The following is a 25,390-nucleotide window of genomic DNA, read 5'->3' as shown; positions in this document are numbered from 1 at the left end:
TGCATTTTAAACATTTATCATATGTCAATAGTGACATATTGAAATAACATTAAATATAATATATCAATTTTAATAATATGTCAATAATGACATATGAAATTTTTAATATGAGTAAATATTTTAAACATAGAATTAAATTATTTTGAAAATAATTAATAAAATATACCATAATAAAAGGAAGGCATTTGCCTTCCTTTTATTATGGTATGTGATTATTAAAATGTTATTTCTGTACTTTAACTGTAGTTTGTCCAACTACAAGATAACCATTAATGTAGCATCGGAACTCAACTACCATTTCAGGTGCAGTCAAATTGAAATCTGAACGCTCAAACTTGAACTGGCCTAGCTTTGCCTGATTATAGTATCCATTGTTGCTTGTAAGCGCATTTACACCATTTAGTGTTGCAGTATTAAGGTCAAATCCTTGGGTACTATATCCTGATGGAAGATCAACACGAACTGTAAATACCCCATTATTTCCTTTAACAACTATAGGTGTTATTTCAATAGTAGCCGGGATATAAACAGTAAATTGTTTTTGAACTGTAGTGCTATTACCTGCAGCATCAGTTACTGTAATGATAATAGTATAAACACCAGGTTTATCAAATTGAATACTTGAACCATTAGTGATAACTTTTCCAATAGTGTCATTAGGTCCAAAAACAATTACTTTTTCGTTAACTACTCCTGAAAGATTATCATTTGCTATATAGTTTAATAGTAAAGTAGAACCAAGCTTATACTCGTTAGATAGATTCATTGTAATAGTTGGTGCAGTTTTATCAATCTTTACATAAGCAGTATTTAAAGCCTCTTTGTTCCCAGCATTATCAACTGAGTAGAAGGTTATTTTGTGAATTCCTTCACCTTGTACAATGAAAGAATTACCTTCAATGTAGTCAGAACCATCAATAGAGTAGAAGGTTTTAGCAGCGCCACTTAGTGAATCTGCTGCAGTTAAGTTTATAGTTACATCATCCTTTGACCAGCCAGCAGGTGAATTTGATGTAGTGACTGGTGCAGTCTTATCAATCTTTACATAAACTGTATTGATAGCTTCAACGTTCCCAGCATTATCAACTGAGTAGAAGGATATCTTATGAATTCCTTCACCTTGTACAATGAAAGAATTACCTTCAATGTAGTCAGAACCATCAATTGAGTAGAAGGTTTTAGCAGCGCCACTTAGTGAATCTGCTGTAGTTAAGTTTATAGTTACATCATCCTTTGACCAGCCAACAGGTGAATTTGATGTAGTGACTGGTGCAGTCTTATCAATCTTTACATAAACAGTATTGATAGCTTCAACATTTCCAGCATTATCAACTGAGTAGAAGGATATTTTATGAATTCCTTCACCTTGTACAATGAAAGAATTACCTTCAATGTAGCCAGAACCATCAATAGAGTAGAAGGTTTTAGCAATACCAGTTTCATTATCAGTTGCTGTTAAAGTAATATTAAGTGAATTTTGATTTGTCCAATTAGTTGGTGCATTAATACTTGTAATTGGTGGTACGGTATCAACAACTAGTTTTGCTAAAACAATGCTAGATGGATCAGATTCACCAAATGAATTACTGTAAGAAGTAACATAATATTGATGATTTTCATATGAAAGATTAGAAAAGGTATAGGATAAATTATTTAGGTTTTTTACAAGTAAAGCAGGAACACCATTTATTATCTCATATATATTATATCCATTTGCATAGGTTATAAAGTTCCAAGTAAGCTGAGCGCTTGTTTTGTCTAGGACATTAATGTTTACCGCCGGAGACTGCATTATAGGATAGATAATAGTTTCAGTCAGTGGATTAGATAACGCTGATTCTCCGAATCGAGTACTATAGGCAGTAATTTGATAAACATGAGTTGCTTCTGACAAATTATAAACTTTATAAGTTAAGGCTGTCCCTTTATAAATCAACTGTAATGTGCCATTTGTTACTTCATAAATACGATATTCATTAGCCCAGCTAACAGCCTGCCATGAAAAAGTAATGTTATTAACGTTTATAACAGCTGCTGATAAAGTTGGTGAGGATACTACTGGCCAAGTTAATGTAAAATTTATCGTGCTGCCAATTGGAGATTCACCAAAACGCGTACTAAATGAATCAACTTCGTAACTGTAATCACCCTGCGGCATATTAGTAAAGGTTATAGAAACTCCAGTTAAAGTTTGCTTTAATACCTTTTGTCCATCAATAATTTGATATACATTATAAGCTGTAGCATAGCTTGAAGCTGTCCATCTTAAGGTAATATCATTTCCGTTTGCTATACTATTTGTTAAGTTAGTCGGTGCCTGCATTGTTGGGAAAACCAATGTAAGGTTTATTTGACTTCCTTTTGGAGATTCACCAAAACGGGTACTATAGGAATCAACCTCATAACTGTAATCCCCTTGAGGCATATTTGTAAAGGTTACAGAAGTACCAGTTACAGTTTGTTTTAATACCTTTTGATCATTAATAATTTGGTACACTTTATAAGATGCTGCATAACTTGATGCGGTCCACTTTAAGGTAATATCATTACCATTTGCCATAGTATAGGTTAAGTTAGCTGGTGCCTGCATTGTAGGATAAACCAATGTAAGGTTTACTTGACTTCCTATTGGAGACTCACCAAAGCGTGTGCTATAGGAATCTACTTCATAACTGTAATCCCCTTGAGGCATATTAGCAAAGGTTACAGAAGTACCAGTTACAGTTTGCTTCAATATCTTTTGACCGTCAATAATTTGATACACGTTATAAGATGCTGCATAGGTAGAAGCGGTCCACTTTAAAGTAATATCATTACCATTTGCAATAGTATAGGTTAAGTTAGCTGGTGCCTGCATTATTGGGAAGAAAACAGAAAGTGATACTTGGCTTCCATCTGCTGATTCACCAAATCTGCTGCTTACTGAAGTAACAACATAAGTATGATTACCTTCAGCCACGTTAGTTAAGGTAGCTGTTGTAGATGTTACCGTAGTCTTAAGAACTAATTGATTATCAATTAACTCATAGATTTTATAACTACCAGCGTATGTTACAGGTGACCATGTTAATACAACATCATTAACATTTTGAAGCTTATATGCAAAATTGCTTGGTGCAGTCATTGTTGGAAGCACTAATGAAAAAGTAGTTTCTGCTCCAATAGGAGATTCTCCTAAAAGTGTAGATACAGAATCAACAATATAGTCATAATCACCTTCAGGCATATTAGTGAAGGTTACTGAAGTAGTAGTCACTGTTTGCTTTAAAACTGCTTGTCCATTAATAACTTGATAAATTTTATAACTTGTGGCATAGGGGGCAGCAGTCCATTTTAAATTTATGTCGTTTCCGTTTAAAATGCTATAAGTTAGATTAGTAGGTGCCTGTAATACTTGCCCATTTAAGTTAACAGTGACATTGCTGCTATCTACTGACTCTCCAAAGCGGGCAGAATATGAGTGAATTTCATAATCATATTGACCAGGCAGCATATTTGTAAATGAAACGGTTGTTCCAGTTACAGTACTTTTTAAAATTGGCACTCCATTAATTATCTGATAAATTTTATAGCTTGCTGCATAGGTGGATACATCCCAGCTTAATGTAAAATCAGTTGCATTTTTAATAGTTTGCATTACATTAGCAGGCGGCTGCATAACTGGAGTTACTAAAGTGAAGGCTATACTGCTGCCATCTATGGATTCTCCAAAGCGGGTGGAATAGGAGTGAATTTCAAAATTATAATCTCCACCAGTCATATTAGTATATGTGATAGTTGTACCAGTTAAGGTGCTTTTTAAGACTTTCTGACCATTAACAATCTGGTATACTTTGTAGTTAGTTACATAAGGAACAGTTCCAAAGCTTAAGGTAATATCATTTCCATTTGTAATACTATATGTTAAATTACCCGGTGCCTGCATTGTTGGTAGAATCAAAGTAAAGGAGGTTTGACTTCCATCTTGTGATTCACCAAAACGATCACTATATGAGCGAACTTCGTAAACATAATCACCAGCAGGCTTATTGGTGTAAGTGACTGTTGTACCAGTCAATGTACTTATTAAGGTTTCTTGGCCATTTGCAATCTGGTATACTTTGTATGCAGTTGCATAAGGAACAGTTCCCCATTTTAAGGTGATATCATTCCCATTAGCCATGGTATATGTTAAATTACCAGGTGTCTGCATTATTGGGAGAACTAAAGTGAAGGAAGCTAGACTTCCATCTTGTGATTCACCAAAACGATCACTAAAGGAGTGAATCTCATACACATAATCACCAGCAGGCATATTAGTGTAGGATATACTTGTTCCTGTAGCTGTACTTTTAAGAACCTTTTGGCCATCCACAATTTGATATATTTTGTAGGTTGCAGCATAACTGACAGCATTCCATTTTAATGTTATGTCATTACCATTAGATATAGAGTAGTTAAAATTATTTGGAGCTGTCATAATTGGGAAAGTCACTTGAACCTGTATATTTCCTGAAAGTGAAGATTCACCATAAAGTGAATTTACAGAAGAAACTGCATAGGTGTAGTTTCCTTCAGCTGTATTTGTCAGGGTATATGAGGAGGTTTTTGTTGATGCAACTAAGGTTTGCTGACCATCTGCTGTAATTTGATATACATTATAAGTCTGAGCATATTGAGAGGTTGTCCAACTTAAAACAACATCATTACCATTTTGTATTTTGTAAGTTAAATTAGTTGGTGCTGCCATAGTAGGATAAGTAATATTAGCTGAAACAGGAGCACAGGGACCAGATTCTCCAACAGCACTTAATGTTGAAACAACATAGCTAAAGGAGCCTTCTGGAAGGTTACTAAAGGTATAAGATGTTGATGTTGTAGTACCAAGTAATTTGAGCTGACCGTCAAGAATTCCATAAACATTATAACCAGTGGCTTGATAAACAGAACTCCATGTAAGTTTTACATCACTTGGTGTTGTGAGCTGAATGGAGAGATTACTGGGCGGCAGCACCGTATTATCAGTAGTTAATGCCGAAGCATATACCGATGGAAATGCAAGCTGCAATGCCAGCAGCAGTGATACAAAAAATAGAACACTGCTAAAGAAACGCTTTTTCATGATATTTTCCTACCTTTCACTGTGAAAAAGGAAAAAGATATGAATCGTAAACAAGATCCACAAGTTAAAAAAACTATGTTCTTGTGGCAACCGGCTGCCATCCACGTAAAAATATATTCGTGGTTCAGGCCCTTGGCTTTGCGTCTCATGGTTTCCCATGGTTTGCCTTTTTCACTTTATAATATATTTAGATATGCAGCTTAGTGGTTAACTAATTACACATCTATATGGAAAGTTTAATATATTTAGTAAAAGTAAACAAATAAATATTTTCAAAAAATTCAATTTTATCCAATAATATTATTGACTAATTTCCTTATTAAATTTATAATATGAACATAGTTCGTGAACAGGGTTCATACAACTATAAAAATGGTTGCATGCCTGAGATTATCAATAATAGGGAGGTTTGGTATACTATCTAACCTTTGATGAAATGACGGATTGTATTAAGATTTAGGAGGAAAGGAAGTATGTCAACAAAAACACAAATAAAAAGCAGCAAGACTAACATTAACCGCAGCTTATGGCTTATAGCTTCAGTTTATCTTTTAGGGCTATTCATGGGGGCAATTGACACAGGTATAGTAACTCCAGCAAGGACAATTATTCAGAATAACCTGCTGGTTGATGAAAAAACAGGCATCTGGATGATAACAATTTATACCCTTGCATATGCAGCAAGCATACCAATTATGGGTAAACTAGCTGATAAATTTGGAAGAAAATATGTCTATCTTACAGCAATATTTCTTTTTGGAACGGGTTCCTTATTTTGCGGTCTTTCACAAAATTTCGGAAGCTTTACAATACTTCTTGCTGCACGAGTTGTGCAGGCCATTGGTGGAGGTGGAATAGTTCCCATAGCCACTGCAGAATTTGGCACTACATTTCCGCCTGAAAAGCGTGGAATGGCATTAGGGCTTGTTGGTGGAGTATACGGAATTGCAAATATTTTCGGTTCTTCTGCAGGCAGTGCAATACTAGATATATTTGGTAAAAATAATTGGCAGTTTATTTTCTATATAAATGTGCCAATAACAATATTCATCATTATCGCCGGATTAATTACACTTCAGAATAATAAGACTGAGAACATAAGCAAGATAGATACCTTAGGAATTCTATTTCTTGTTTCTATGATATTATCACTGCTATATGGACTTAAGAATATTGATTTCTTTAATTTTAGTGAGAGTATTAAAAGTACATCCGTTTATCCATTTATAATTATATTTGTAATACTGCTTCCTTTTTTTGTCCTGGCAGAGAAGAGAGCTCAGGATCCAGTGATGAATCTAAGTTATTTTACAAATTTACGTATAGTTGTAACCTTAGTAATTAGCTTCATTACAGGAATCATTTTAATGGGGGTAATATTCATACCTCAATTTTCGGAAAATGCTGTGAGAATATCTGCAGGCAGCGGTGGATATTTTGTTATAATACTTGGATTGTTTGCAGGTGTTGGGGCTCCATTCTCTGGCAAGCTTGTTGATAAATTTGGAGCTAAAAGTATATTGATGCTGGGCTTTACCATTTCAATGGCTGGATCAGCATTTTTGATACTTGTAACAACTAAATATCCGAGATTTGCAACTGTAATAATAAGCCTTATTTTAATAGGACTTGGAATGGGCTTTACTATGGGTGCCCCTTTAAATTACATGATGCTTGAGAATACAAAAAAAGAAGAATCAAATTCAGCACTGGCTGCTCTATCCCTGATTAGGTCTATTGGAACAACTATAGCACCTGCAATTATGGTAGGTTTTATTGCTCATGCAGGAGGTGCTGTACAGGCTAGAGAATTAGCACTTTTGCCAAAAGAGATTACTGTACAACAATTGCCATATGCTCAGGAGCTTAATGAAAAGCTAACTAAGCTAAAATCGGATCCGAACATGAAGGATAAGATGGCAGACTTGCAATTTCCAGACCTTTCTTCAATGACAAAAATAGAAGTCAATATGAAGGGTGATGGCAGCTCTAAATTGCCTACTGACTTAATTGAGCTTATGAAAACTGCTGATGTAACAAATATTACCGAAAGAATCAAAACTCTTTCATCAACAATGTTCAGTAATACGACTCCTGATGTAATAGCCAAAATTCAAAATGGTGTTCAAAAGGGTATAGATGGTATTCAATCAGGTATACCTACTATGGATAAAAGCATTGCAGACCTTAAGGAAGGTGTTGATGGAGTAACTAATGGCATAATTGGAATGAATAAGGCTTTAGTAGGTATGGATACAGGAATAGCACAGATGAATAATGCTATATCTTCACAGGAAAAGGGAATTACTGAGCTTAACAGCCTTTATGATCAGATGATAAAAATGATGAATCAATCTATGGGACAGGGAACAAATACTTCAACAGGTGGAGCTATGCCTCAGGGAACTGCTCCTCAAGGTAATCCAGCTGGAACCCAGAGCTCAGGAACAATGCCAACTGGCATGGAAACTCAGTCCATAATAGATATGATTCCACAGGAGGTAAAGGCAAAGATCCCTGAAAGTACACTTAATCAGCTGAAGGATGTTAAAACCCCTCAAGATCTTAAGTCTAAGATAGATGAACTTACAAATGCAAAGAAAACATTAAGTTTGCAGGTTGCTAAGCTTAAAAAACAGCGCAGTGAAATGCTTGCCAAGATTAATGAAACTAAAGCTAAGCGTGAAGGAATGTTAACTGCAATTTCCGGAGTAGAAGCAGCTAAAGCTGATATGAATGATACTTTAAGTAAAATGACAGCACTTAGTGGCGCTGTACCAAAAACTTTTAGAGAGGCAAATAATGCTTACCTTTCACAGATAGATAAACTTTCGCCTGAAATCCAATCAGAGTTTCAAAGCACTTTAAATGAAGGCTTCAAGCAGGTTTATCTTGCAACTGGTATTTCTGCGTTAATGGGAATGATGATTTTGACTTTTTATAGAAAAAAGGAATACCATGAAAACTAGCAGCCACCTCTTAATAAGCGATATAACTTAATCTGAGATAATTTAATTAAATATCCAAGTTTCCTATAAGGGAACTTGGACTTTTTTATTTATTCTACTTTATTAATATGATAAAATTACCATGTGAAGAGGGGGAATATCCATGCTCAAAATTTTTAAAACTTATAGGGGGCTTCCTAAAAGTATTTATATTTAACAATAACTAGTTTAACTCACAAGTTTCATGCTCTTACAAAGATAATTATTGCGGGAATACTTTATGCTGTTGGATTTGGTATGATAGGAATTATACATAATTTCGCTTTATTTATATTATCCACTGTAATTTGGACAATTGGTGAAATATTAGTAACTACTAGTTTTGGAGTTTATATATCAAATAATAGCCCAAGTAACTATAGAGCAAGCTTTAACGCAGTTGGAGGGTTAAGCTGGAGTATTGGAGGTGCCCTTGGCACATCCCTAGCCGGAAAGTTCATAGATAGTTTTGGACTCAATTATATATGGTCATTGACATTTATAATATCTGCTATAGCTACTATTGTGATGTATGTAGTTAAGATATTATCAGTTAATGAAGAAAATCGGTTAAAAGAAGATAAATGTAAAGAGGTTAAAGCTTAATATTATAAGAATATATTTAAATTATAATAATTAAACTATGTACTAATTTGTGTTATAATTTAATAATAAAACTGTACTAATAAACAAATAATTAAATAGTATAATAGAGACTTAATTTTTATTCTTATATATTTGGAGGTAAGTTATGCGTTTTGTAATAGTAACAGGACTATCAGGTGCTGGTAAAACACAAGCTATTAGATGTTTAGAAGATTTAGGGTACTTTTGCGTTGATAATTTACCTGCTACCTTAATACCGAAGTTTGCAGAAGCATGTTATCAAACTGAAGGCAAAATTGATAAAATTGCATTAGTTATAGATATTAGAGGCGGGCAATTCTTTGATGATTTATTCGTAAGCTTAAATTATTTGAAGGAACAGGACTTAAGCTATGAAATATTATTTTTAGATGCAAGCGATGAAACAATCATTAAAAGATTTAAGGAATCTAGAAGAAAGCATCCTTTAGCACCAGATGGAAGAATTCTTAATGGCATTATTAAGGAGAGAAACAGGCTTAAGGAAGTTAAAGATAGGGCTAATAATATTATTGATACAACAAAGCTTGCTACTAGAGAGCTTAGAGAAAAGCTTACTTCTATATATTCTGAGGAAGGGCAGATTGAAAATGAGCTTATGATCACTGTGCTTTCTTTTGGATTTAAGTACGGAATCCCGGTGGATTCAGATTTGGTTTTTGATGTTAGATTTTTGCCTAATCCCTTTTATATACCTGATCTTAAGGTGTTTTCAGGAAATGACAAGGAAGTTAGGGATTACGTGTTTAGCTTTGAGGTTACAAATAGCTTCATTAATAAGCTGCAGGATATGGTGGAATTTCTCATACCAAACTATTTAAAGGAAGGTAAAAGACAGCTTATTATTTCAATTGGCTGTACAGGCGGCAGGCATAGATCAGTAGCCATAGCTAATGAAGTATATAATAGGCTTAAAGAAAAGGAGCATAAGGTAACCATTGACCATAGAGATATTAATGAAGATATTAACAGAGGTGGAATGAAGCTATGAGGTTTATTGACTGGCTTAAGCCTGGAATTAAGGTTAAAAGATGGGTTATGTTTGGAGCTCTAGGAATATTAATGATAGCCTTCGGACTTGTGGAGTGGATTCAACATAAGTTCTATAGCTTTTATTATATAGCTTTCTATGTTTTCTTAATGGTTGCAGGTGCTTTTATTCTATATTTAGCGGTTTCCCAAGGAATGAAATCTTTTATTTTCTTAATTAACAGGGGTTATATTAATGTATCTTTGGATTCTAGAAAACTTGAAAATTTAATTTATGAAAAAAGACTATTAGTTAAAGGACCTAAGATCGTTGCAATCGGTGGAGGAACTGGGCTTTCTACTATGCTTAGAGGTCTTAAGTATTATACAAGTAATATTACTGCTATTGTTACAGTGGCAGATGATGGCGGCGGCTCCGGGGATCTAAGAGAGGATTTAGGAATACTTCCTCCTGGTGACATAAGAAACTGTATTCTTGCACTTGCAGATACAGAGCCTTTAATGGAAGAGCTGCTTCAATATAGATTTACTGGGGGCAGGCTTGAAAACCAAAGCTTTGGGAACTTGTTTCTCGCTGCCATGGATGGAATTTCTTCTAATTTTGAACAGGCTGTCCAGAAGATGAGTTCAGTTTTAGCGGTTACAGGTAAGGTGCTTCCAGTTACCTTAGATAATGTTATGCTTAAGGCAAAGCTTAAAAATGGTGAAATAATTGAAGGTGAATCAAAAATACCTGTGGCTGCACTAGAAAATAACAGCCCCATAGATAAAATATTTTTAGAGCCTTCTAATGCAAGAGCTCTTTATGAATCTCTGCAGGCTATAAAAGATGCTGATGCAATTATTCTTGGACCAGGAAGCCTTTATACAAGCGTTATACCAAATCTATTAATAGATGATATTGGAAGAGCTGTACAGAGGACAAAGGCCTTGAAAATATACGTTTCTAATATAATGACTCAGCCAGGAGAAACAGATAATTTTAGTGTACAAGACCACTTAAAGGCTATATTTAAGCATACTAGTAGTGATATGGTGGATTATGTAATTGTAAACAATGGTAGAATCAATAAAGAATTAGAGAAAAAATATCTTGAAGAGGGTTCAACCTTAGTTAATCTTGATGAAAAGGAGATTGCTGCCTTAAATGTTAAGATTATTGGAGGAGATCTTATAAAGGTACACAATGGACTAATTAGACATGATTCAGAGAAATTAGCAGGGATATTAATAGAAACCATAATGGAAAAGCAGTTATTATCTGATAAGAAGAAGATTATAGAATACTTCTATCTATCTGAAAGATTAAAGGAATCAAAGGGAATTAAATATCATTAAAACTTATGCTTTATAATTAACTCATGAATTAAAATATCAGCTAGATTACTGATATTTTAATTCATTGTTTAATGTTCATGAAACTTAATAGTTACTTAAAGGAGCAGAATTATGTCATTTTCAGCGAAAGTGAAAGGTGAGATTTGTAGAATTGGAAACATAACTAAAAATGAAGCTAGAGCAGAGCTTTCAGCAATAATGAAGGTAAGCGGCACCTTATCCCTTGGAGGCAGTAAACAGCTTAGCTTTAGAATTTCTACCGAAAATCCATCTATAGCTAGAAGAGTATTTAAACTCTTAAAGCAATTTTTTAATATACACACAAATCTCTTTGTAAAAAGAAGCAATTCCTTCAAGAAGAATAATATATATATGGTTATTATTACCGAGGAAATGGGTGTAAGGGATCTACTAAAGGAAGTAGGGGTTTTAAGTAAAACAGAAGGAATAATATCCTTAGATTATGAGATTCCAAAGGATTTTATTTCAAAAGACAGTACTAAAAAGGCATATATTAGAGGTGCTTTTTTAGGAGGCGGAAGTATAAGCAATCCAGAAAAGACCTATCACCTTGAATTTGTAACGCATAATATTGATTATGCAGAGCAGCTTTCAGCAGTCATTAACACCTACGGACTTTTTTCTAAGGTTATTCAAAGAAAAGGAAGCTATGTAGTTTATATTAAGGAAGGAGAGCAAATAATTGATCTTCTTAATATTATCGGAGCACATACATCCCTGCTTGAACTAGAAAATGTTAGAATAATGAAGGAAATGAGAAATAATGTAAACAGGCTTGTAAACTGCGAAACAGCTAATTTAAGCAAAACTGTAAATGCAGCAGTAAGACAAGTAGAAAGCATAAAATTAATTGAAAAGGAACTAGGGCTTCAAAGACTTCCTAAAAATTTAAGAGAAATAGCTGAGCTAAGGCTTAGCTTTCCTGATGAGTCTTTAAAGGAATTAGGAGAATTATTAAATCCACCAGTTGGAAAATCTGGAGTAAATCATAGACTTAGAAAAATAGAGAAAATTGCAGAGGAACTAAGGAGAGAGGGAAGGTAATTATTATGTCAAAGCATGAGGATATAATTAAGTATATACTTTCATTAGAGGTTGGAAATAAAATCTCAGTCAGAAGCATAGCTAATGCCTTGGGGGTAAGTGACGGTACTGCTTATCGTGCCATTAAAGATTGTGATGCACTAGGAATAGTAACAACTATACCAAGAGTAGGCACAGTGAGAATTGAGAAGGTTGAAAAGAAAAGCATAGAGGCATTAACCTACGGGGAAGTAATTAATATTATTGACGGTTCCCTGCTTGGTGGAAAAGACGGTATTCACAAGACCTTAAGCAAGTTCATCATTGGAGCCATGACTCTAGATGCTATAACAAAATATATTAGCCCAAACTGCCTTGTTATTGTGGGAAACAGAGAAAAGGTTCAAAAGCTTGCTCTTGAAAATGAATGTGCAGTGCTTATTACAGGAGGCTTTGGCTGCAGTGAGGAAGTTAAAAGGCTAGCAAATGAAAAATGCCTTCCTATAATCTCCTCCTCCTATGATACCTTTACCATTGCAAGTATGATTAATAAAGCCATTTCTGAGAGCTTAATAAAGAAGGATATTATTTTAGTAGAAGATATTATGATAACAGATCCTATATTTTTAAGAGATACAGATTTGGTCTCCCATTGGAAGGGCCTCATAACTGAAACAAAACATGAACGTTATCCAGTGGTAGATTCAGAAATGAAGGTAGTAGGAATTATTACTTTAAAGGATATGCCAATTAATGCTGCTAATGATGATGACCTTGTTAGTAAATACATGACAAAGCAAATAATCAATGTAACAACAAAAACTACAGCTGCTTATACTGCACACATTATGGGCTGGGAGGGTATTGAACTTTGTCCTGTAGTGGATGGAAGAAGGCTTATTGGAGTAGTAAGCAGACATGATGTCATTAAAGCCCTTCAGTACATTTCAAGACAGCCTCAAGTTGGAGAAACAATTGAAGATTTAGTACTTAAAAATTTCCAGTTTGAAGACAGTGAGGGAAAAATGCATTTTTGGGGAAAGATAATTCCAGAAATGCTTGATCCAATAGGAACTGCCTCTTGGAGCGCTTTAAATATGCTGTTATCCACCATGGGAATTATGAATTTGAGACAAAGAAACAATATAAATATTTCTGTAGACAGCATTTCTACATATTTTGTTAAGCCAGTACAAATAGACAGTCACATCGAGATCTTCTCTGAAATCATTGATATGGGAAGAAGTTTCTGCAAGGTTGAAATCACCATGCTGGACAACAAAAGCGAGCTCGTTGGAAAGGCACTGCTGTCAGCTAAGGTGCTGAGGAAGTAGGGGAAATATAAATTATAGATTCACTAAGGAGGGAAACAATGTTTACTCATATTGTATTTTTTAAATTTACTGAACCAAAATTGCAGCATGCAGAAGAAGGAAAGAAGATTTTGCTTGCCATGGAAGGGAAAATTCCAGAGCTTAAAGAGCTGGAAGTTGGCGTGGATCTTCTTCATACTGGCCGTTCCTATGATTTAGCTCTTATTACTAGATTTGATAATCAAGAGGATATGGATAAATATCAAGTTCATCCTTATCATGTTAATGAGGTGCTTGCAAAGCTTAAGCCAATGCTTGAAGGCTCAGCAGCTGTGGATTTTGAGGTTTAATCTTTACATACTTTGACACTAAATAGAGCTGAAGTCACTAATGACTTCAGCTTTTTTGATGTACATAATTCTCTTAACAAATTTCTATGAAATCTTTTATAAGGGTGATGGGGGTATAGTGGGGTTAAATACTAGTGTTTTTGGTTTATACATTTTACCATCCCAGGAATAATCAATGCCAATATAACCAATTAAACCACCAAAATCACTTTCATCTCTTAACACATAAACACTGATATATGTTATTGTTCCTACTCCAAGAGAACTCACTGTGCCCTGCGGTGTCTCCATCAAATATAATAAAGAGGATGAAGAGGCAATTAAGAAACTTGTACAAGACAACGCAATAAGCATTATTGGTTTTTACAGCTTAGAAAAACAATATAAAAAGTTTTATGCTTAGCATAAAATCACTGAATCACTGGAATCACTGGGGACTGTCCCTACTGATTTAAACAGCAGTAATATCAGAAAAGATATTACTGCTGTTTTCATTTGCCTATATTTCAGTATTATAATAAAAGCAATTATATAGTAAAGCAGTTGGTAATTATTTCAATGACATGTTAAAATATAATATATGACACTTATTATGGAGGTTTTTATGTTTGGGGAAACGGGGAAATCTAAAAAATTATTAAAGCTTTCAGCTGTACTAATTGGCGTACTGATTTTATCAATGCTTATTCATTATTGTACAACATATGGGGGAGAATATGTTGTTACAATCTATACTAAATCAGGAGTAGATACAAATACATTAGGTTTATTTGATAACGAGAAAGTTACAAAGGTACAAGAGGGAAATAAATTTTATATACTCATGAAAAATGCACCTGTAGATATTAATGGAATTAATAATAATGACATAAAAATTCAATTGACTAAAAAACAATTTGATGATTTAATAATACCAAACAAATTAATAGATGGACTTCCTTTATACTTAAGATTTAAGTACAATGGTATAAGGGGAACTAATCCTAAATGGACATTTATCAGTTTTACGGAATATAACCCATTTCGACCATAATAATTAGAAGACTAATAAAGAAAATCTAGTATATAGCTGTTAAAAATCTATATAGTTTTAGCAAGGTTAATCTAAGAAATGTAAACAAGCTATTGAAAAAATGATGATATTTTATGAGCCTCAAAAAGGAGATGAGTAAATGCCAGATGTGAATAATCTAATCAATCAACAATTACCTCATATAACAACTAATACAATAATTTTAATAATAGTCGCCATAATTGCTATTTATGTTTTAATAAAGGTTATAAGCAGCGTAATAAAAATAATAGCTTTTCTTGCAGTTTGCTGGCTTATACTAATGTCCGTTCAAAGTACAAATCTTGTGAACATTCCTTTAGTAAAACAATCCTACACGGCCATCGAAAGAATAATTCCTTCAAAAGAGTTGTGGACAAAGGCCTCCAGTTATGTTAAAGATGCAGACAAAATAAAAAAGGCTATTGAAGACTTAAATAAAAAATAAATATAATGGCATCCATATGAGTTATTACTTACTCATATGGATGCCACTCGTATTTCTAAGGGAAAGGTCTTCATGACATTTAGATGAGCCACAAGAAACGTCCCTCTGTCACATTATTCAATAAAAAGAAATTGTAAATACTTAATTAAAACATATAAAATAATCACTATAGTCAGTATCTCTTGAAATTTAACTATATAATTTAATAAATATAAAGTTTTATGAAGCTTTAGTAAATACGCATTAGTTTGTTTCATGGCAACTGCACTTATAGCAAGTGGAAAAGTAAAGGAAGAAAAGCTTGGATAAAATTTAAGCTTTAAGAGTTTTGGTAAATACAAAAGCACACCAAGAAACATTATAAAGGATAATATACCTAAGAAAACCACTATACTGAAATCTTTAGCCTGAAAGCATGCTAGGTACCCAGTAAGGCAAAGGCTTGCAGGAGCAGCCATTATAGCAATAGTAGGCATAGCAGGTTCAGGAATAGACTTAACTACAAATACCCTATATATTACTATTGGAAGCAGTAATAAGTATAGCACAAAACCAAACCAAAATACTGCTTGTCCAATGCTATTTTGGTTATAGGCTGGAGCAGTTACACTTGCAGCTACAATACCGACATAAACTATAAAATAGCTTGGAAAAAGCCTTTGTATATTAAAGTTGAAAATAAATTTTTTTGTAAAATAGATAATTAAAATTATATTTAATATAAGACCCATAACCCACATTCCAAAAGCTGCTTTTGGAAAATAAGGTTTTAAATATGTGGATAAAATCATTAAACCCATTGCAAAGGTAGGCGAAACGCTTGCTACTATTGGATTTTGAAGATGTTCAATTATGTCCTTTGGGTAAGTTACTAGCTTTATTAAAAGTAGAAGTAATAATAAAGCAGCTATACTTCCGAAAATATTTCTGTAAACTGCTCCATAGGATTGAACAAGGTTACCTACTGTAGCAAATGCTAATATTAACCCTGCTAGTGGTATTGGCACTTTTTTAATTACATTTTTCATTATTATTAAACCTCATAATCATCAATATTTACAAGGCCAAGTTCTCTAACTATAATCTCAGCAGTTTTTTCAGCTATTTCACCTGTAAAGGAAATACATTGCTCTTTATGTTCCCCTGAAGCCATGTCCATACCATGGGTAAGGACCTTACAGCATAACACTTTATGATTGTTTTTAAAGCTCTCCTGTAACTCATTTGCAAGGGCAAAGGTCTTTTGAATTTTTGTATCTCCGCCTTTTGTCCTTCCAAAGAAATAACCTAAACACATTACACCGCCTGATACAGCACCGCAAACACATTTTGACTTGCCAATTCCTATAGGAAATCCTGAGGCCATAGCTATCATTTCATCAGGCATATCTAATTCAAAATTATTTTTTATGGCACTTACAATTGCTTCAGAGCAATAGAAGTCACCTTTCCTATATAATTCTTCAGCTTCACTTTTAATTTTTTTAATGCTTATTTCTTTTTTCAATTTTTTAATCCCCCTGTTTTATGATGTCCAGATTTATAACTTCATCTAATAAACTTTTTCATAGCTTACTAAACACTATCTTTTTCATGCAATACTAATTTATCATATTTATATTTTAAATTTAACTAATATAAAAAGATAAAATACAAGCTGAAGAAAGTATAATAATTTTTTATAATAAAAAATTTTTTTAATTAAGGCTCTGTTTCAGAATAGTGTTGATTTTTAACACAATTAGAAAAACCCGTAATATATACGGGTTTTATGAATAAAATTTCAACACTATTCTTTTACATAGCCTTAATTTATAAGATATTTTTTTTTATATTATCCCAATCCCAACGACTTTTAAATTTAGCAGAGGCTTCTTTTATTTCTTTTATTATACTTATAAACAATATGGTTATTATAGATAAACTAATACCTTGAAATATACCTAATACAGTAATTATATGCTCATATTGAAGTTTTTGACTATTTAAATATTCCAACAACTCAATAGAATACTTGTATTGATCAGAGGCAAGATCCATAACTATACCATTTAAATCAATACTATAGAGAATAGAAAGAGCAGAACTAACTACTAATACTAGACCTAGTAAAAGAAATAATATATTTTTAAAAGAATTAGTACTTTCTTTAAAGTCAATAAAATAGTTTTTTATATAAAATATTAATGTAGAAATTAAAATAATAATTTCTATGATTTCTATAGCATTAGGGTTTAACATAAAAATCCCTCCTCATAAATGAAATTTATATAACTACAATAAGTTTGACTAATCTTTTTAAATTACAATTTAAACAATATACAATATTATAACATTAATAACATTATATAGCAAATAATTACTTTAATTCAGGTATAAATCTCTAAATAAAAAAGGAGAGAACACTCTCTCCTTAATGTTGTATTATTTCATTTTAGGTTTACTTGTTTCTTTATTCCTGTTGTCGTTTTGAGGGTTTCTGTTTTTAGTATCTGATTTAGATTTGGTGCTAGAACCTATTGTCTTGTCATTATTCTTGCTCATAAAGCGCCTCCAAAAATGAATTTTATTCTGTTATTATTATTGCCTTTACAAAATTAAATATTCGAAATAGTAGCAGCCATACGAGTTATGAGTTATTGGCTTTATAAATTAAATATATGGGGTCACAACTCATAAGTAATAAGTAATGTCTTACTAAGCTGCCAATAAAGTTAATACTTTATTAACAAAATGAATACATCACTGCCACATAAAGATTATAAAGTTTTAAGTGGGTCATAAATAGGACCTTTTATATGAATATATAGTATGTTACTTACTATTCAATAAAAGGAGGACAAAATATGAAGAAGCTTTTAAAAAAAATAAAGGATCAAAAATCCGTTTTAGTAGTTATTGAATTATGTATTACTATGGCGTTAATATCAAGTTTTATATTTGAAATTACAGAAAGGCTAGGGAATTATGGTCAGACAATTGGTTGGATAAGAATGAATGCTGGCACTTTTACGATAAGCACGGCATTTATATTCTTTATTTACCTATTTTTCACATCATTATTAGGCAATTATTATAAAGGCATAATTTTATGCTTTCTTTTATTTGGAATTACTGCATTTGCAAACATTGAGAAGTTAAAAATACTTGGAGCACCAATATATCCTGTGGATTTCCTTGAAATAAAGAATGCAAGCACTATACTTAGTATGCTTGGAGGAAAATTTGTTGTTCTGATTATTATTGGAATTATAATAGTATTTACTATTATTAAATTCATAGTAAAACTATTGCCCAAGAATAAACCACTTAAGTTACCTTCAAGAATTTTACTAACATTAATATCTCTATTTTTCATATATACTTTTGTGAATTATAAAAACACCTTTATTAATAGGTATTATATAAAATCTGGAGTTTCAGAAGTTCTCTGGGATCAACGTGAGAACTATGATGAAAATGGTTTTATGTTTGGGCTATTATCTAATATTAAAAGTGAGGTCATGGAAAAACCAAGCAATTACAGTGAAGCTGAAGTAACAAAGGTAGCAGAAAAATATAAGCAGGAGGCAGACAAGCTAAATGCAACTAGAACTTCAGATAGTAATTTACAGCCAAATATAATTTACATTATGGATGAAGCCTTTTGGGATCCTACAAGAATGACGTCCCTTAGCTTCAGTGAAGATCCAATGAAAAATATAAGAACTGAAATGGCAAGTAATTCTTCAGGATATCTTTTATCGCCGGTTTTTGGCGGGGGTACTGCAAATACTGAGTATGAAGCTCTTACTGGATTTTCAATGTATAATAACATTGCTGGAACTATACCCTACCAGCAATCAATGGATAAGGAAAAATCCGTGCCTTCTATTGTAAGCATTTTAAAGCAGCAAAACTATAACACTCTTGCTATCCATGCTTATGAAAAAATATTTTATAAAAGAGATGTGGCCTATAAAACCTTAGGCTTTGATAAATTTATTGGGGATACCGATATGAAGTATCAGGACACCCAGGTTCCTGGAGGATACATCTCAGACCAATCTGTAGTAAATGAAATATTGTATCAATTAAATCAAAGCAGTAAGCCAACCTTTATACATGCTGTAACAATGCAGAATCATTTTCCATTTAATGAGGGAAAATATCCTCAAAATACTGTGACAGTTTCAGGTTTAAGCACTGCAGCAGATACTAATGAGTTAGAAACTTATACCCAAGGCATAAAATCTACTGACGAAGCAATGAAAACCTTGTTTGACGGCTTAGCAAAGATGGACAGGCCAACCATAGTAGTTTTCTTCGGTGACCATCTTCCTGCACTATCTAATTCCATATATGATACTGCAAAGTTTGGCACAGGAAGTGATGCCTTATCAAATGAAAAAGCATTATCAGAAACACCATTACTTATATATTCAAATTTTGGGTTACAAAAGACTGATTTAAAAACTATAAGTCCTGCATTTTTAGGTGTAACCTTATTTGATATGTTAAATAAGCCTCTAACCCCATATTACACAATGCTTGAAGATATAAAACAAACAATCCCAGGTCTCAAATCAAGTGTTCAGGTAGATTCAAAGGGAAATGTAAAGACAAGCCTTACAGAGGATGAGAAACAGCTTTTATCGGACTACAAGCTGATACAATACGATTTAATGGAAGGAAAACAATATTCCTTGCCTATACTTTTTGGAAAATAGTTTAATTTCAATAAAGAAAATTTAAGGTACTGCACATGGTGGCAGTACCTTAATATTTTAAAAAAAATTAACCTGAACATTCCATATAGTGTAATTTAAATAAACTGTTTAGATAACAGGAGAAAGTTTCTCCCGCCATTTCTATATATAATTGAAGGGAATAATGGTATAATTAAACAATAAAAGCTTATATAAACTACCCATTGTTGTGACCGAAAGGTGGAAAATTATGCTGGATATATTCAAGGATATACCGGACTCTATGCATTGGAGAAAAGTTGAATTAGTTAATAAAGGCTGGTCAAGTGATATAAAGTATCATATCGTAACAAATGAAAATCGCCAGCTTTTACTTCGCATTTCTAATATTTCATCCTATGACAGGAAAAAAGAAGAATTTGAAACTATGAAAATGCTTGATAGCTGCAGCATACTGATGTCCAGGCCTATCGATTTTGGCATGTGCAATAATAAGCAAAGTGTTTTTACTTTGCTTACTTGGATTGAAGGCAGCGATGCTGAAGTGGTATTACCTGTATTAACCCCTAAAGAACAATACAATCTTGGCTATAATGCTGGCAAAGTATTAGCTAAGCTTCATAAGATTCCTGTACCTGTATTTAGAGAGAATTGGGCAGAACGTTTCAATAAAAAAATTGATATAAAAATTAAAAATTACAAAGCATGTCCCATAAAAATAGATAAGGCTGATAAAATAATTGATTACATAAATGAAAATAGATTTCTTCTTGAAAATAGAATACAAACCTTCCAGCATGGCGATTTCCATGTAGGGAATATGGTTGTTACAGTTAAAAATGAGGTTGGAATAATTGATTTTAATAGATATGATTTTGGCGACCCCTGGGAGGAATTTAACCGAATTGTATGGTGTGCTGGAATAAGCACACATTTTTCTTCAGGTCGTATTAATGGATATTTTGAAGGAGAGGTTCCTGAAGCATTTTTTAGATTAATGGCATTGTACATTGGAAACAATACATTGTCCTCCCTGCCATGGGCAATTCCTTTTGGAGATGCAGAAGTTAAAACTATGCTAAATCAAGCTCAAAATGTTTTAGCATGGTACGATGATTTCAGTTCCTATATTCCAAGGTGGTACATTCCACATAAGGTAGCAAAAGAAAAAATATTCTCTTAAAGTATATTTTGAGAAGTAAAAAGATATGAGGTGTTTAAAGATGAGCGTTAGAAGTACAGCAAAAGCAATTATTATTAATAAAGGAAAGGTGCTATTAAATAAGTGTTTTGATGAATATAATGGGGAATATTACTCATTACCAGGTGGTGGACAGCATACCTATGAAACATTGCAGGAAGCTGTAATTAGGGAATGTCTTGAAGAGACTGGCTACAGTGTTACACCTAAGGTATTTGCAGCACTTTGTGAAGAAATATGTGAAAATCCAAAAACAAGGGAATTATATCCAGAATATATTCATAAGATGTATCATATTTTTATATGTGAGTTAAGTGATGAAACAGCAAAAAAACCAATAGAAATTGATGATATGCAAGTTGGCAGTGAATGGATTAACATAGAAGATTTAGATAAAATTCGTCTTCTGCCAAAAGTATTGAATGGAAATATTGATAAAATCATTAAAAATCAAATTCCTATGTTTTTAGGTTCTGAGCGTATTAAATATAATCATGGTTAATTAAAAATAAGAGGGAGGTATGAAAAATGTTCTGTCCAAAATGTAAGAGTGAGTATAGTGAGGGGTATACTACCTGTGCTGATTGCGGCACTAAATTGGTAGAAGAACTATCAAATGAAGCAGAATTTGAATATATAGAATTTACTACAATTGCTGAAACAAACAATTGGGGCTTAATAGCCTTAGCAAAATCAATTTTAGATTCTGAAGGCATAAAATATTATATAAATGATATGCCCAGTCACATTGCAGCAGGCATATTTGCGCAGGTCCAAGTAGAAATATCAAATGCTGAACATGCAAAAGAATTATTAAAAGATATAGGGCTATGATAATATCTTAATGCAGCATGACCTTATAAACCATCTCAGAGTTATTATGATATTTAAAGCTCATAAAGAAAGAGAGGATTTATTTTGGAACTTGTATTGTTAATTATAATATTTGGACCATTGATATTATTTGAGGTTTTGGTAGGACCAAAGATTTGTAATAGAAAGATATATAATCATATAAATGACCTTGGAGGACAGGTTTTAGATATTGAGAAATTATCGATGAGAGAAAAACTTTATTGTGTTAATTATTCTCTGAACGGAAAAACAGAAAAGGCAATAGTACGCTTTGACATTTTTTATGAAGATATGTGGAAATAATAAATGGCAGCCATAAGTAATAACTCATATGGCTGCCATTTATTAATTTATTTAAAATATAGCGTGATAGAAAAGAGCTGCAACTACTGCACCGCAAATTGGAGCAATAACTGGAATCCAAGAGTATCCCCAATCTGAATCTCTTTTTCCTGGTATAGGAAGCAGGAAGTGAGCTATTCTAGGTCCTAAGTCTCTGGCAGGGTTAATTGCATAACCTGTAGTTCCACCTAGAGATACACCAATTACCCAAATCAAAAATGCAACTGCTAGTGTATTTAAGCCAGGAGCCATTTGAACTGCGCCAAGACCTAATATTCCAAATACTAAAATGAAGGTTCCAATAAATTCTGAGATAAAATTAGCTGGAGTACTTTTGATAGCAGGGCCTGTACAAAATACAGCTAGTTTAGCATCTTTATCTTCTGTAGCTGCCCAGTGAGGTAAGTAATGAATATAAACTAGACAAGCACCTAAGAAGCCTCCAAGCATTTGTCCTGCGATATATGTTGGAACATCTGCCCATGGGAATTTGCCAATTGTAGCTAAGCCAAGAGTTAATGCTGGATTGAAGTGAGCACCGCTTGCTGCTCCAAAAATCCAAGCTGGAATACCAACTGCAAATGCCCAACCAGTTGCTATAACTATAAGACCTGCATTATTTCCCTTTGTTTTCCCTAATAAACAGTTTGCAACTACGCCATCACCAAGAAGAACAAGTATCATGGTACCTAGCATTTCAGCTAAAAAATGAGACATAAATGATTCCCCCTATAATTTATTTATTTTTTGTAGTGCAGAAGGTTTTACTTCCACACTACATAATTGTTAATACAAGGATTTTATTACTTAACCCAACCTTGTGATCTCTTTACAGCTTCATGCCAGCCCTCTAATAATTCTTCTTTTCTTGAAGCCTCCATTGATGGCTCAAAAGCCTTTGAAACTGCCCAGTTTGCTCTTACTTCATCTTTGTTCTTCCAATAGCCAACTGCCAGGCCAGCAAGGTAAGCAGCTCCTAAGGCTGTAGTTTCTATAACTTCAGGTCTGTCAACTTGAACTCCAAGAACATCAGATTGGAATTGCATCAAGAAGTTGTTAGCGCATGCACCTCCATCAACCTTAAGTGCCTTAAGAGTTATTCCAGAATCCTCCTGCATTGCGTCTAAAACATCAGAGGTTTGATATGCCAGGGACTCCAAGGTAGCTCTTATAAGATGTTCCTTCTTAGAACCTCTTGAAAGTCCTACTATAGTTCCTCTTGCATATGGATCCCAATATGGTGCGCCAAGTCCTACAAAGGCAGGAACTACATAAACGCCATTTGTATCTTCAACTGCAGTAGCATAGCTTTCAGAATCTGCAGCGTTTTTAATCATTCTAAGTTCATCTCTTAACCATTGAATAGCTGCTCCAGCTACAAAAACGCTTCCTTCAAGAGCATATTCAACCTTTCCATCAATACCCCAAGCTATTGTTGTTAATAGTCCATTTTTAGATTCTATTGCCTTATCACCAGTGTTCATTAACATGAAGCAGCCTGTACCATAAGTATTCTTAGCTGTTCCTGGTTCAAAGCAAGTTTGTCCAAATAAAGCAGCCTGCTGATCTCCTGCAGCACCGCCAATAAGAATTTCTCCACCAAGTAGGGAGCCGTCAGTATGTCCGTATACGCAGCTTGAAGGCTTAGGCTCTGGAAGCATTGATTTTGGAATGTTTAATTCAGCTAGAATTTCATCATCCCACTCTAGATCATGGATGTTAAACAGCATAGTTCTTGAAGCATTGGAGTAATCAGTTACGTGAACTCTACCGTTAGTAAGCTTCCAAATAAGCCAAGTGTCTATGTTTCCAAATAATAAATTACCTTTTTCAGCTTCTTCTCTAGCACCTTCAACATTATTTAACAGCCACTCAACCTTTGTAGCTGAGAAATAAGCATCTAAAATAAGTCCGGTTTTCTCTCTAACAACCTTGTCAAAGCCCTTTGCCTTTAACTCATCACATCTTTCAGCAGTTCTTCTGCACTGCCATACAATAGCATTATGTATTGGCAAGCCAGTTCTCTTGTCCCAAACTACAGTGGTTTCTCTTTGATTAGTAATACCAATGGCTGCAATATCCTTTGCAGTTGCGTTGATTTTAGCCATTGCTTCGCTAGCAACGCCAATTTGAGTTGACCAAATTTCCATTGCATCATGTTCTACCCAGCCAGACTTAGGAAAGATTTGAGTAAATTCCTTTTGAGCTACACTTTCAATTAAGCCCTTTTCATTAAACAGTATACATCTTGAACTTGTTGTGCCCTGATCCAGTGCCATTACATACTTTGCCATTTGTAAAAACCCCCATTTTAAAAATTTTGGAAACGTTTTAATAAAAATTTATTAAAAAGGCCACGATTTAAAGAAGCTTCTTTAGAAGCATGGCTCTATTTTAACTTGAACAAGCTATAAATTATGATATTTAATAAAATAGCTTTGATACTCATATGGATGTCTCTTAACTTATATCCCACAAGCTGATAGCAGTAGTTGATATAGCTACAGCGCCAGCAGACAGGGAGTCCATAATGTCTTTCTTAGTTTGAATTAAGCCTCCTGCAATTATAGGAAGGTGAACTTCCTTTTCCATGGCTCTAATAATTTTACTTGCAATGCCAGGCATAACTTCAACTGCATCAGGCATTACAGTATGAACATTTTTTATTCCGGTGTCTAAAGATAAGGAATCAATTGCAAAGACTCTAATTATGGTGGAAAGTCCTAATTGCTTACCATATTTTATATTGCTTGGGCGAGTGCTTATAATTCCATAAGGATCAGCATAATGCTTAATAAATTCAATTCCTTTAGAATCACCTTTAAGACCATCTATCATATCCACATGAACAAATACAAGCTTTCCTTTGTTCTTTAATTTTTCGCAGATATCCTTTATGTTTAAGATGTTTCCATAAAGAACAAATACTATATGAACAGAACTATTAAGAGCACTTTCAAGCTGTTCATCATTTTTAATAGCTGCTACCACAGGATTATTTATTAACAATTCTTCTAACTTCATTTAATGACCTCCA

23 protein-coding genes and 1 riboswitch are annotated in these 25,390 nt (G+C 33.4%); of the genes, 15 read left to right on the top strand and 8 right to left on the bottom strand.

What is annotated here, in order from left to right:
- Nucleotides 1-223: 223 nt before the first annotated feature.
- Nucleotides 224-5,101, bottom strand: coding sequence for an OmpL47-type beta-barrel domain-containing protein (locus tag ACJDUH_RS12915; protein WP_406765613.1), 4,878 nt, complete (start codon nucleotides 5,099-5,101; stop codon nucleotides 224-226).
- A gap of 82 nt (nucleotides 5,102-5,183) precedes the next feature.
- Nucleotides 5,184-5,278, bottom strand: a riboswitch (cyclic di-GMP riboswitch).
- A gap of 296 nt (nucleotides 5,279-5,574) precedes the next feature.
- On the opposite strand from ACJDUH_RS12915, the gene ACJDUH_RS12910 reads away from it, so the two are divergent.
- The 7 genes from ACJDUH_RS12910 (at nucleotide 5,575) to ACJDUH_RS12880 (ending at nucleotide 13,768) form a co-directional block, all read left to right on the top strand.
- Nucleotides 5,575-8,070 (top strand): MFS transporter, encoded by a 2,496-nt coding sequence (locus tag ACJDUH_RS12910; protein WP_406765612.1) that lies wholly within the window; start codon nucleotides 5,575-5,577, stop codon nucleotides 8,068-8,070.
- A 198-nt stretch (nucleotides 8,071-8,268) separates the two neighbouring features.
- Nucleotides 8,269-8,694 (top strand): MFS transporter, encoded by a 426-nt coding sequence (locus tag ACJDUH_RS12905; protein WP_406765791.1) that lies wholly within the window; start codon nucleotides 8,269-8,271, stop codon nucleotides 8,692-8,694.
- A gap of 145 nt (nucleotides 8,695-8,839) precedes the next feature.
- Nucleotides 8,840-9,724 (top strand): RNase adapter RapZ, encoded by an 885-nt coding sequence (rapZ, locus tag ACJDUH_RS12900; RefSeq protein ID WP_406765611.1) that lies wholly within the window; start codon nucleotides 8,840-8,842, stop codon nucleotides 9,722-9,724.
- Nucleotides 9,721-11,061 (top strand): gluconeogenesis factor YvcK family protein, encoded by a 1,341-nt coding sequence (locus ACJDUH_RS12895; protein ID WP_406765610.1) that lies wholly within the window; start codon nucleotides 9,721-9,723, stop codon nucleotides 11,059-11,061. The genes rapZ and ACJDUH_RS12895 overlap by 4 nt, the downstream gene beginning before the upstream one ends.
- 111 nt (nucleotides 11,062-11,172) lie before the next feature.
- A complete protein-coding gene (gene whiA / locus ACJDUH_RS12890) occupies nucleotides 11,173-12,126 on the top strand; it encodes a DNA-binding protein WhiA (RefSeq protein ID WP_406765609.1) in 954 nt (317 codons plus the stop codon).
- Nucleotides 12,127-12,131: 5 nt separating this feature from the next.
- On the top strand, nucleotides 12,132-13,439 hold the full coding sequence (locus ACJDUH_RS12885; RefSeq protein ID WP_406765608.1) for a DRTGG domain-containing protein: 1,308 nt from the start codon (nucleotides 12,132-12,134) through the stop codon (nucleotides 13,437-13,439).
- Between the two features lie 38 nt (nucleotides 13,440-13,477).
- A complete protein-coding gene (locus ACJDUH_RS12880) occupies nucleotides 13,478-13,768 on the top strand; it encodes a Dabb family protein (RefSeq protein ID WP_406765607.1) in 291 nt (96 codons plus the stop codon).
- A 96-nt stretch (nucleotides 13,769-13,864) separates the two neighbouring features.
- On the opposite strand, the gene ACJDUH_RS12875 is transcribed toward ACJDUH_RS12880, so the two are convergent.
- Nucleotides 13,865-14,059, bottom strand: a complete 195-nt coding sequence (locus tag ACJDUH_RS12875) for a hypothetical protein (RefSeq protein WP_406765793.1) — start codon at nucleotides 14,057-14,059, stop codon at nucleotides 13,865-13,867.
- On the opposite strand from ACJDUH_RS12875, the gene ACJDUH_RS12870 reads away from it, so the two are divergent.
- The 3 genes from ACJDUH_RS12870 to ACJDUH_RS12860 all read left to right on the top strand — a co-directional run bounded on the left by ACJDUH_RS12870 (nucleotide 14,040) and on the right by ACJDUH_RS12860 (nucleotide 15,267).
- Complete coding sequence (locus tag ACJDUH_RS12870) at nucleotides 14,040-14,171, top strand: putative Se/S carrier-like protein (RefSeq protein WP_406765606.1); 132 nt, start codon at nucleotides 14,040-14,042, stop codon at nucleotides 14,169-14,171. The genes ACJDUH_RS12875 and ACJDUH_RS12870 overlap by 20 nt on opposite strands.
- A 201-nt stretch (nucleotides 14,172-14,372) precedes the next feature.
- Complete coding sequence (locus ACJDUH_RS12865) at nucleotides 14,373-14,801, top strand: hypothetical protein (RefSeq protein WP_406765605.1); 429 nt, start codon at nucleotides 14,373-14,375, stop codon at nucleotides 14,799-14,801.
- Between the two features lie 139 nt (nucleotides 14,802-14,940).
- Nucleotides 14,941-15,267 carry a hypothetical protein gene (locus ACJDUH_RS12860; RefSeq protein WP_406765604.1) on the top strand — a complete coding sequence of 109 codons (327 nt, stop codon included), beginning with the start codon at nucleotides 14,941-14,943 and terminating at the stop codon, nucleotides 15,265-15,267.
- A gap of 113 nt (nucleotides 15,268-15,380) precedes the next feature.
- On the opposite strand, the gene ACJDUH_RS12855 is transcribed toward ACJDUH_RS12860, so the two are convergent.
- From ACJDUH_RS12855 to ACJDUH_RS12845, 3 genes are all read right to left on the bottom strand, one after another.
- Entirely contained in the window at nucleotides 15,381-16,295 is a 915-nt protein-coding gene (locus tag ACJDUH_RS12855; protein WP_406765603.1) for a TDT family transporter, read from the bottom strand.
- A 5-nt stretch (nucleotides 16,296-16,300) separates the two neighbouring features.
- On the bottom strand, nucleotides 16,301-16,774 hold the full coding sequence (locus ACJDUH_RS12850) for a C-GCAxxG-C-C family protein (RefSeq protein WP_406765602.1): 474 nt from the start codon (nucleotides 16,772-16,774) through the stop codon (nucleotides 16,301-16,303).
- A 305-nt stretch (nucleotides 16,775-17,079) separates the two neighbouring features.
- Entirely contained in the window at nucleotides 17,080-17,508 is a 429-nt protein-coding gene (locus tag ACJDUH_RS12845) for a hypothetical protein (RefSeq protein ID WP_406765601.1), read from the bottom strand.
- A gap of 605 nt (nucleotides 17,509-18,113) precedes the next feature.
- Between ACJDUH_RS12845 and ACJDUH_RS12840 the strand changes: the two genes are divergently transcribed.
- The 5 genes from ACJDUH_RS12840 (at nucleotide 18,114) to ACJDUH_RS12820 (ending at nucleotide 22,314) form a co-directional block, all read left to right on the top strand.
- The gene (locus tag ACJDUH_RS12840) at nucleotides 18,114-19,976 is read left to right on the top strand and encodes an LTA synthase family protein (RefSeq protein WP_406765600.1); all 1,863 of its coding nucleotides are present in this window, start codon (nucleotides 18,114-18,116) and stop codon (nucleotides 19,974-19,976) included.
- A 229-nt stretch (nucleotides 19,977-20,205) separates the two neighbouring features.
- Entirely contained in the window at nucleotides 20,206-21,138 is a 933-nt protein-coding gene (locus ACJDUH_RS12835) for an aminoglycoside phosphotransferase family protein (protein WP_406765599.1), read from the top strand.
- Nucleotides 21,139-21,178: 40 nt separating this feature from the next.
- Complete coding sequence (locus tag ACJDUH_RS12830; RefSeq protein WP_406765598.1) at nucleotides 21,179-21,658, top strand: NUDIX domain-containing protein; 480 nt, start codon at nucleotides 21,179-21,181, stop codon at nucleotides 21,656-21,658.
- Nucleotides 21,659-21,684: 26 nt separating this feature from the next.
- Nucleotides 21,685-21,990 (top strand): putative signal transducing protein, encoded by a 306-nt coding sequence (locus tag ACJDUH_RS12825; RefSeq protein ID WP_406765597.1) that lies wholly within the window; start codon nucleotides 21,685-21,687, stop codon nucleotides 21,988-21,990.
- A gap of 84 nt (nucleotides 21,991-22,074) precedes the next feature.
- Entirely contained in the window at nucleotides 22,075-22,314 is a 240-nt protein-coding gene (locus ACJDUH_RS12820; protein ID WP_406765596.1) for a hypothetical protein, read from the top strand.
- A gap of 51 nt (nucleotides 22,315-22,365) precedes the next feature.
- Here the strand turns inward: ACJDUH_RS12820 and ACJDUH_RS12815 are convergent, their stop codons facing one another.
- The 3 genes from ACJDUH_RS12815 to ACJDUH_RS12805 all read right to left on the bottom strand — a co-directional run bounded on the left by ACJDUH_RS12815 (nucleotide 22,366) and on the right by ACJDUH_RS12805 (nucleotide 25,377).
- Entirely contained in the window at nucleotides 22,366-23,070 is a 705-nt protein-coding gene (locus tag ACJDUH_RS12815) for an MIP/aquaporin family protein (protein WP_406765595.1), read from the bottom strand.
- Between the two features lie 86 nt (nucleotides 23,071-23,156).
- Nucleotides 23,157-24,647 carry a glycerol kinase GlpK gene (glpK, locus tag ACJDUH_RS12810; RefSeq protein WP_406765594.1) on the bottom strand — a complete coding sequence of 497 codons (1,491 nt, stop codon included), beginning with the start codon at nucleotides 24,645-24,647 and terminating at the stop codon, nucleotides 23,157-23,159.
- Nucleotides 24,648-24,813: 166 nt separating this feature from the next.
- Complete coding sequence (locus ACJDUH_RS12805) at nucleotides 24,814-25,377, bottom strand: glycerol-3-phosphate responsive antiterminator (protein ID WP_406765593.1); 564 nt, start codon at nucleotides 25,375-25,377, stop codon at nucleotides 24,814-24,816.
- Nucleotides 25,378-25,390: the final 13 nt, after the last annotated feature.

This window comes from Candidatus Clostridium radicumherbarum (assembly GCF_045310525.1).
Lineage (GTDB): Bacteria > Bacillota > Clostridia > Clostridiales > Clostridiaceae > Clostridium_AT > Clostridium_AT radicumherbarum.
Note: the sequence above shows the minus strand (reverse complement) of the source record. Positions and strands in the feature narration are given on the sequence as shown.

What these genes read in the sequence shown, in the direction of transcription:
- ACJDUH_RS12915 (WP_406765613.1), bottom strand. Translation starts at nt 5,101, where the DNA reads ATGAAAAAGCGTTTCTTTAGCAGTGTTCTATTTTTTGTATCACTGCTG.
- ACJDUH_RS12910 (WP_406765612.1), top strand. Translation starts at nt 5,575, where the DNA reads ATGTCAACAAAAACACAAATAAAAAGCAGCAAGACTAACATTAACCGC.
- rapZ (WP_406765611.1), top strand. Translation starts at nt 8,840, where the DNA reads ATGCGTTTTGTAATAGTAACAGGACTATCAGGTGCTGGTAAAACACAA.
- ACJDUH_RS12895 (WP_406765610.1), top strand. Translation starts at nt 9,721, where the DNA reads ATGAGGTTTATTGACTGGCTTAAGCCTGGAATTAAGGTTAAAAGATGG.
- whiA (WP_406765609.1), top strand. Translation starts at nt 11,173, where the DNA reads ATGTCATTTTCAGCGAAAGTGAAAGGTGAGATTTGTAGAATTGGAAAC.
- ACJDUH_RS12885 (WP_406765608.1), top strand. Translation starts at nt 12,132, where the DNA reads ATGTCAAAGCATGAGGATATAATTAAGTATATACTTTCATTAGAGGTT.
- ACJDUH_RS12880 (WP_406765607.1), top strand. Translation starts at nt 13,478, where the DNA reads ATGTTTACTCATATTGTATTTTTTAAATTTACTGAACCAAAATTGCAG.
- ACJDUH_RS12875 (WP_406765793.1), bottom strand. Translation starts at nt 14,059, where the DNA reads ATGGAGACACCGCAGGGCACAGTGAGTTCTCTTGGAGTAGGAACAATA.
- ACJDUH_RS12865 (WP_406765605.1), top strand. Translation starts at nt 14,373, where the DNA reads ATGTTTGGGGAAACGGGGAAATCTAAAAAATTATTAAAGCTTTCAGCT.
- ACJDUH_RS12860 (WP_406765604.1), top strand. Translation starts at nt 14,941, where the DNA reads ATGCCAGATGTGAATAATCTAATCAATCAACAATTACCTCATATAACA.
- ACJDUH_RS12855 (WP_406765603.1), bottom strand. Translation starts at nt 16,295, where the DNA reads ATGAAAAATGTAATTAAAAAAGTGCCAATACCACTAGCAGGGTTAATA.
- ACJDUH_RS12845 (WP_406765601.1), bottom strand. Translation starts at nt 17,508, where the DNA reads ATGTTAAACCCTAATGCTATAGAAATCATAGAAATTATTATTTTAATT.
- ACJDUH_RS12840 (WP_406765600.1), top strand. Translation starts at nt 18,114, where the DNA reads ATGAAGAAGCTTTTAAAAAAAATAAAGGATCAAAAATCCGTTTTAGTA.
- ACJDUH_RS12835 (WP_406765599.1), top strand. Translation starts at nt 20,206, where the DNA reads ATGCTGGATATATTCAAGGATATACCGGACTCTATGCATTGGAGAAAA.
- ACJDUH_RS12830 (WP_406765598.1), top strand. Translation starts at nt 21,179, where the DNA reads ATGAGCGTTAGAAGTACAGCAAAAGCAATTATTATTAATAAAGGAAAG.
- ACJDUH_RS12825 (WP_406765597.1), top strand. Translation starts at nt 21,685, where the DNA reads ATGTTCTGTCCAAAATGTAAGAGTGAGTATAGTGAGGGGTATACTACC.
- ACJDUH_RS12815 (WP_406765595.1), bottom strand. Translation starts at nt 23,070, where the DNA reads ATGTCTCATTTTTTAGCTGAAATGCTAGGTACCATGATACTTGTTCTT.
- glpK (WP_406765594.1), bottom strand. Translation starts at nt 24,647, where the DNA reads ATGGCAAAGTATGTAATGGCACTGGATCAGGGCACAACAAGTTCAAGA.
- ACJDUH_RS12805 (WP_406765593.1), bottom strand. Translation starts at nt 25,377, where the DNA reads ATGAAGTTAGAAGAATTGTTAATAAATAATCCTGTGGTAGCAGCTATT.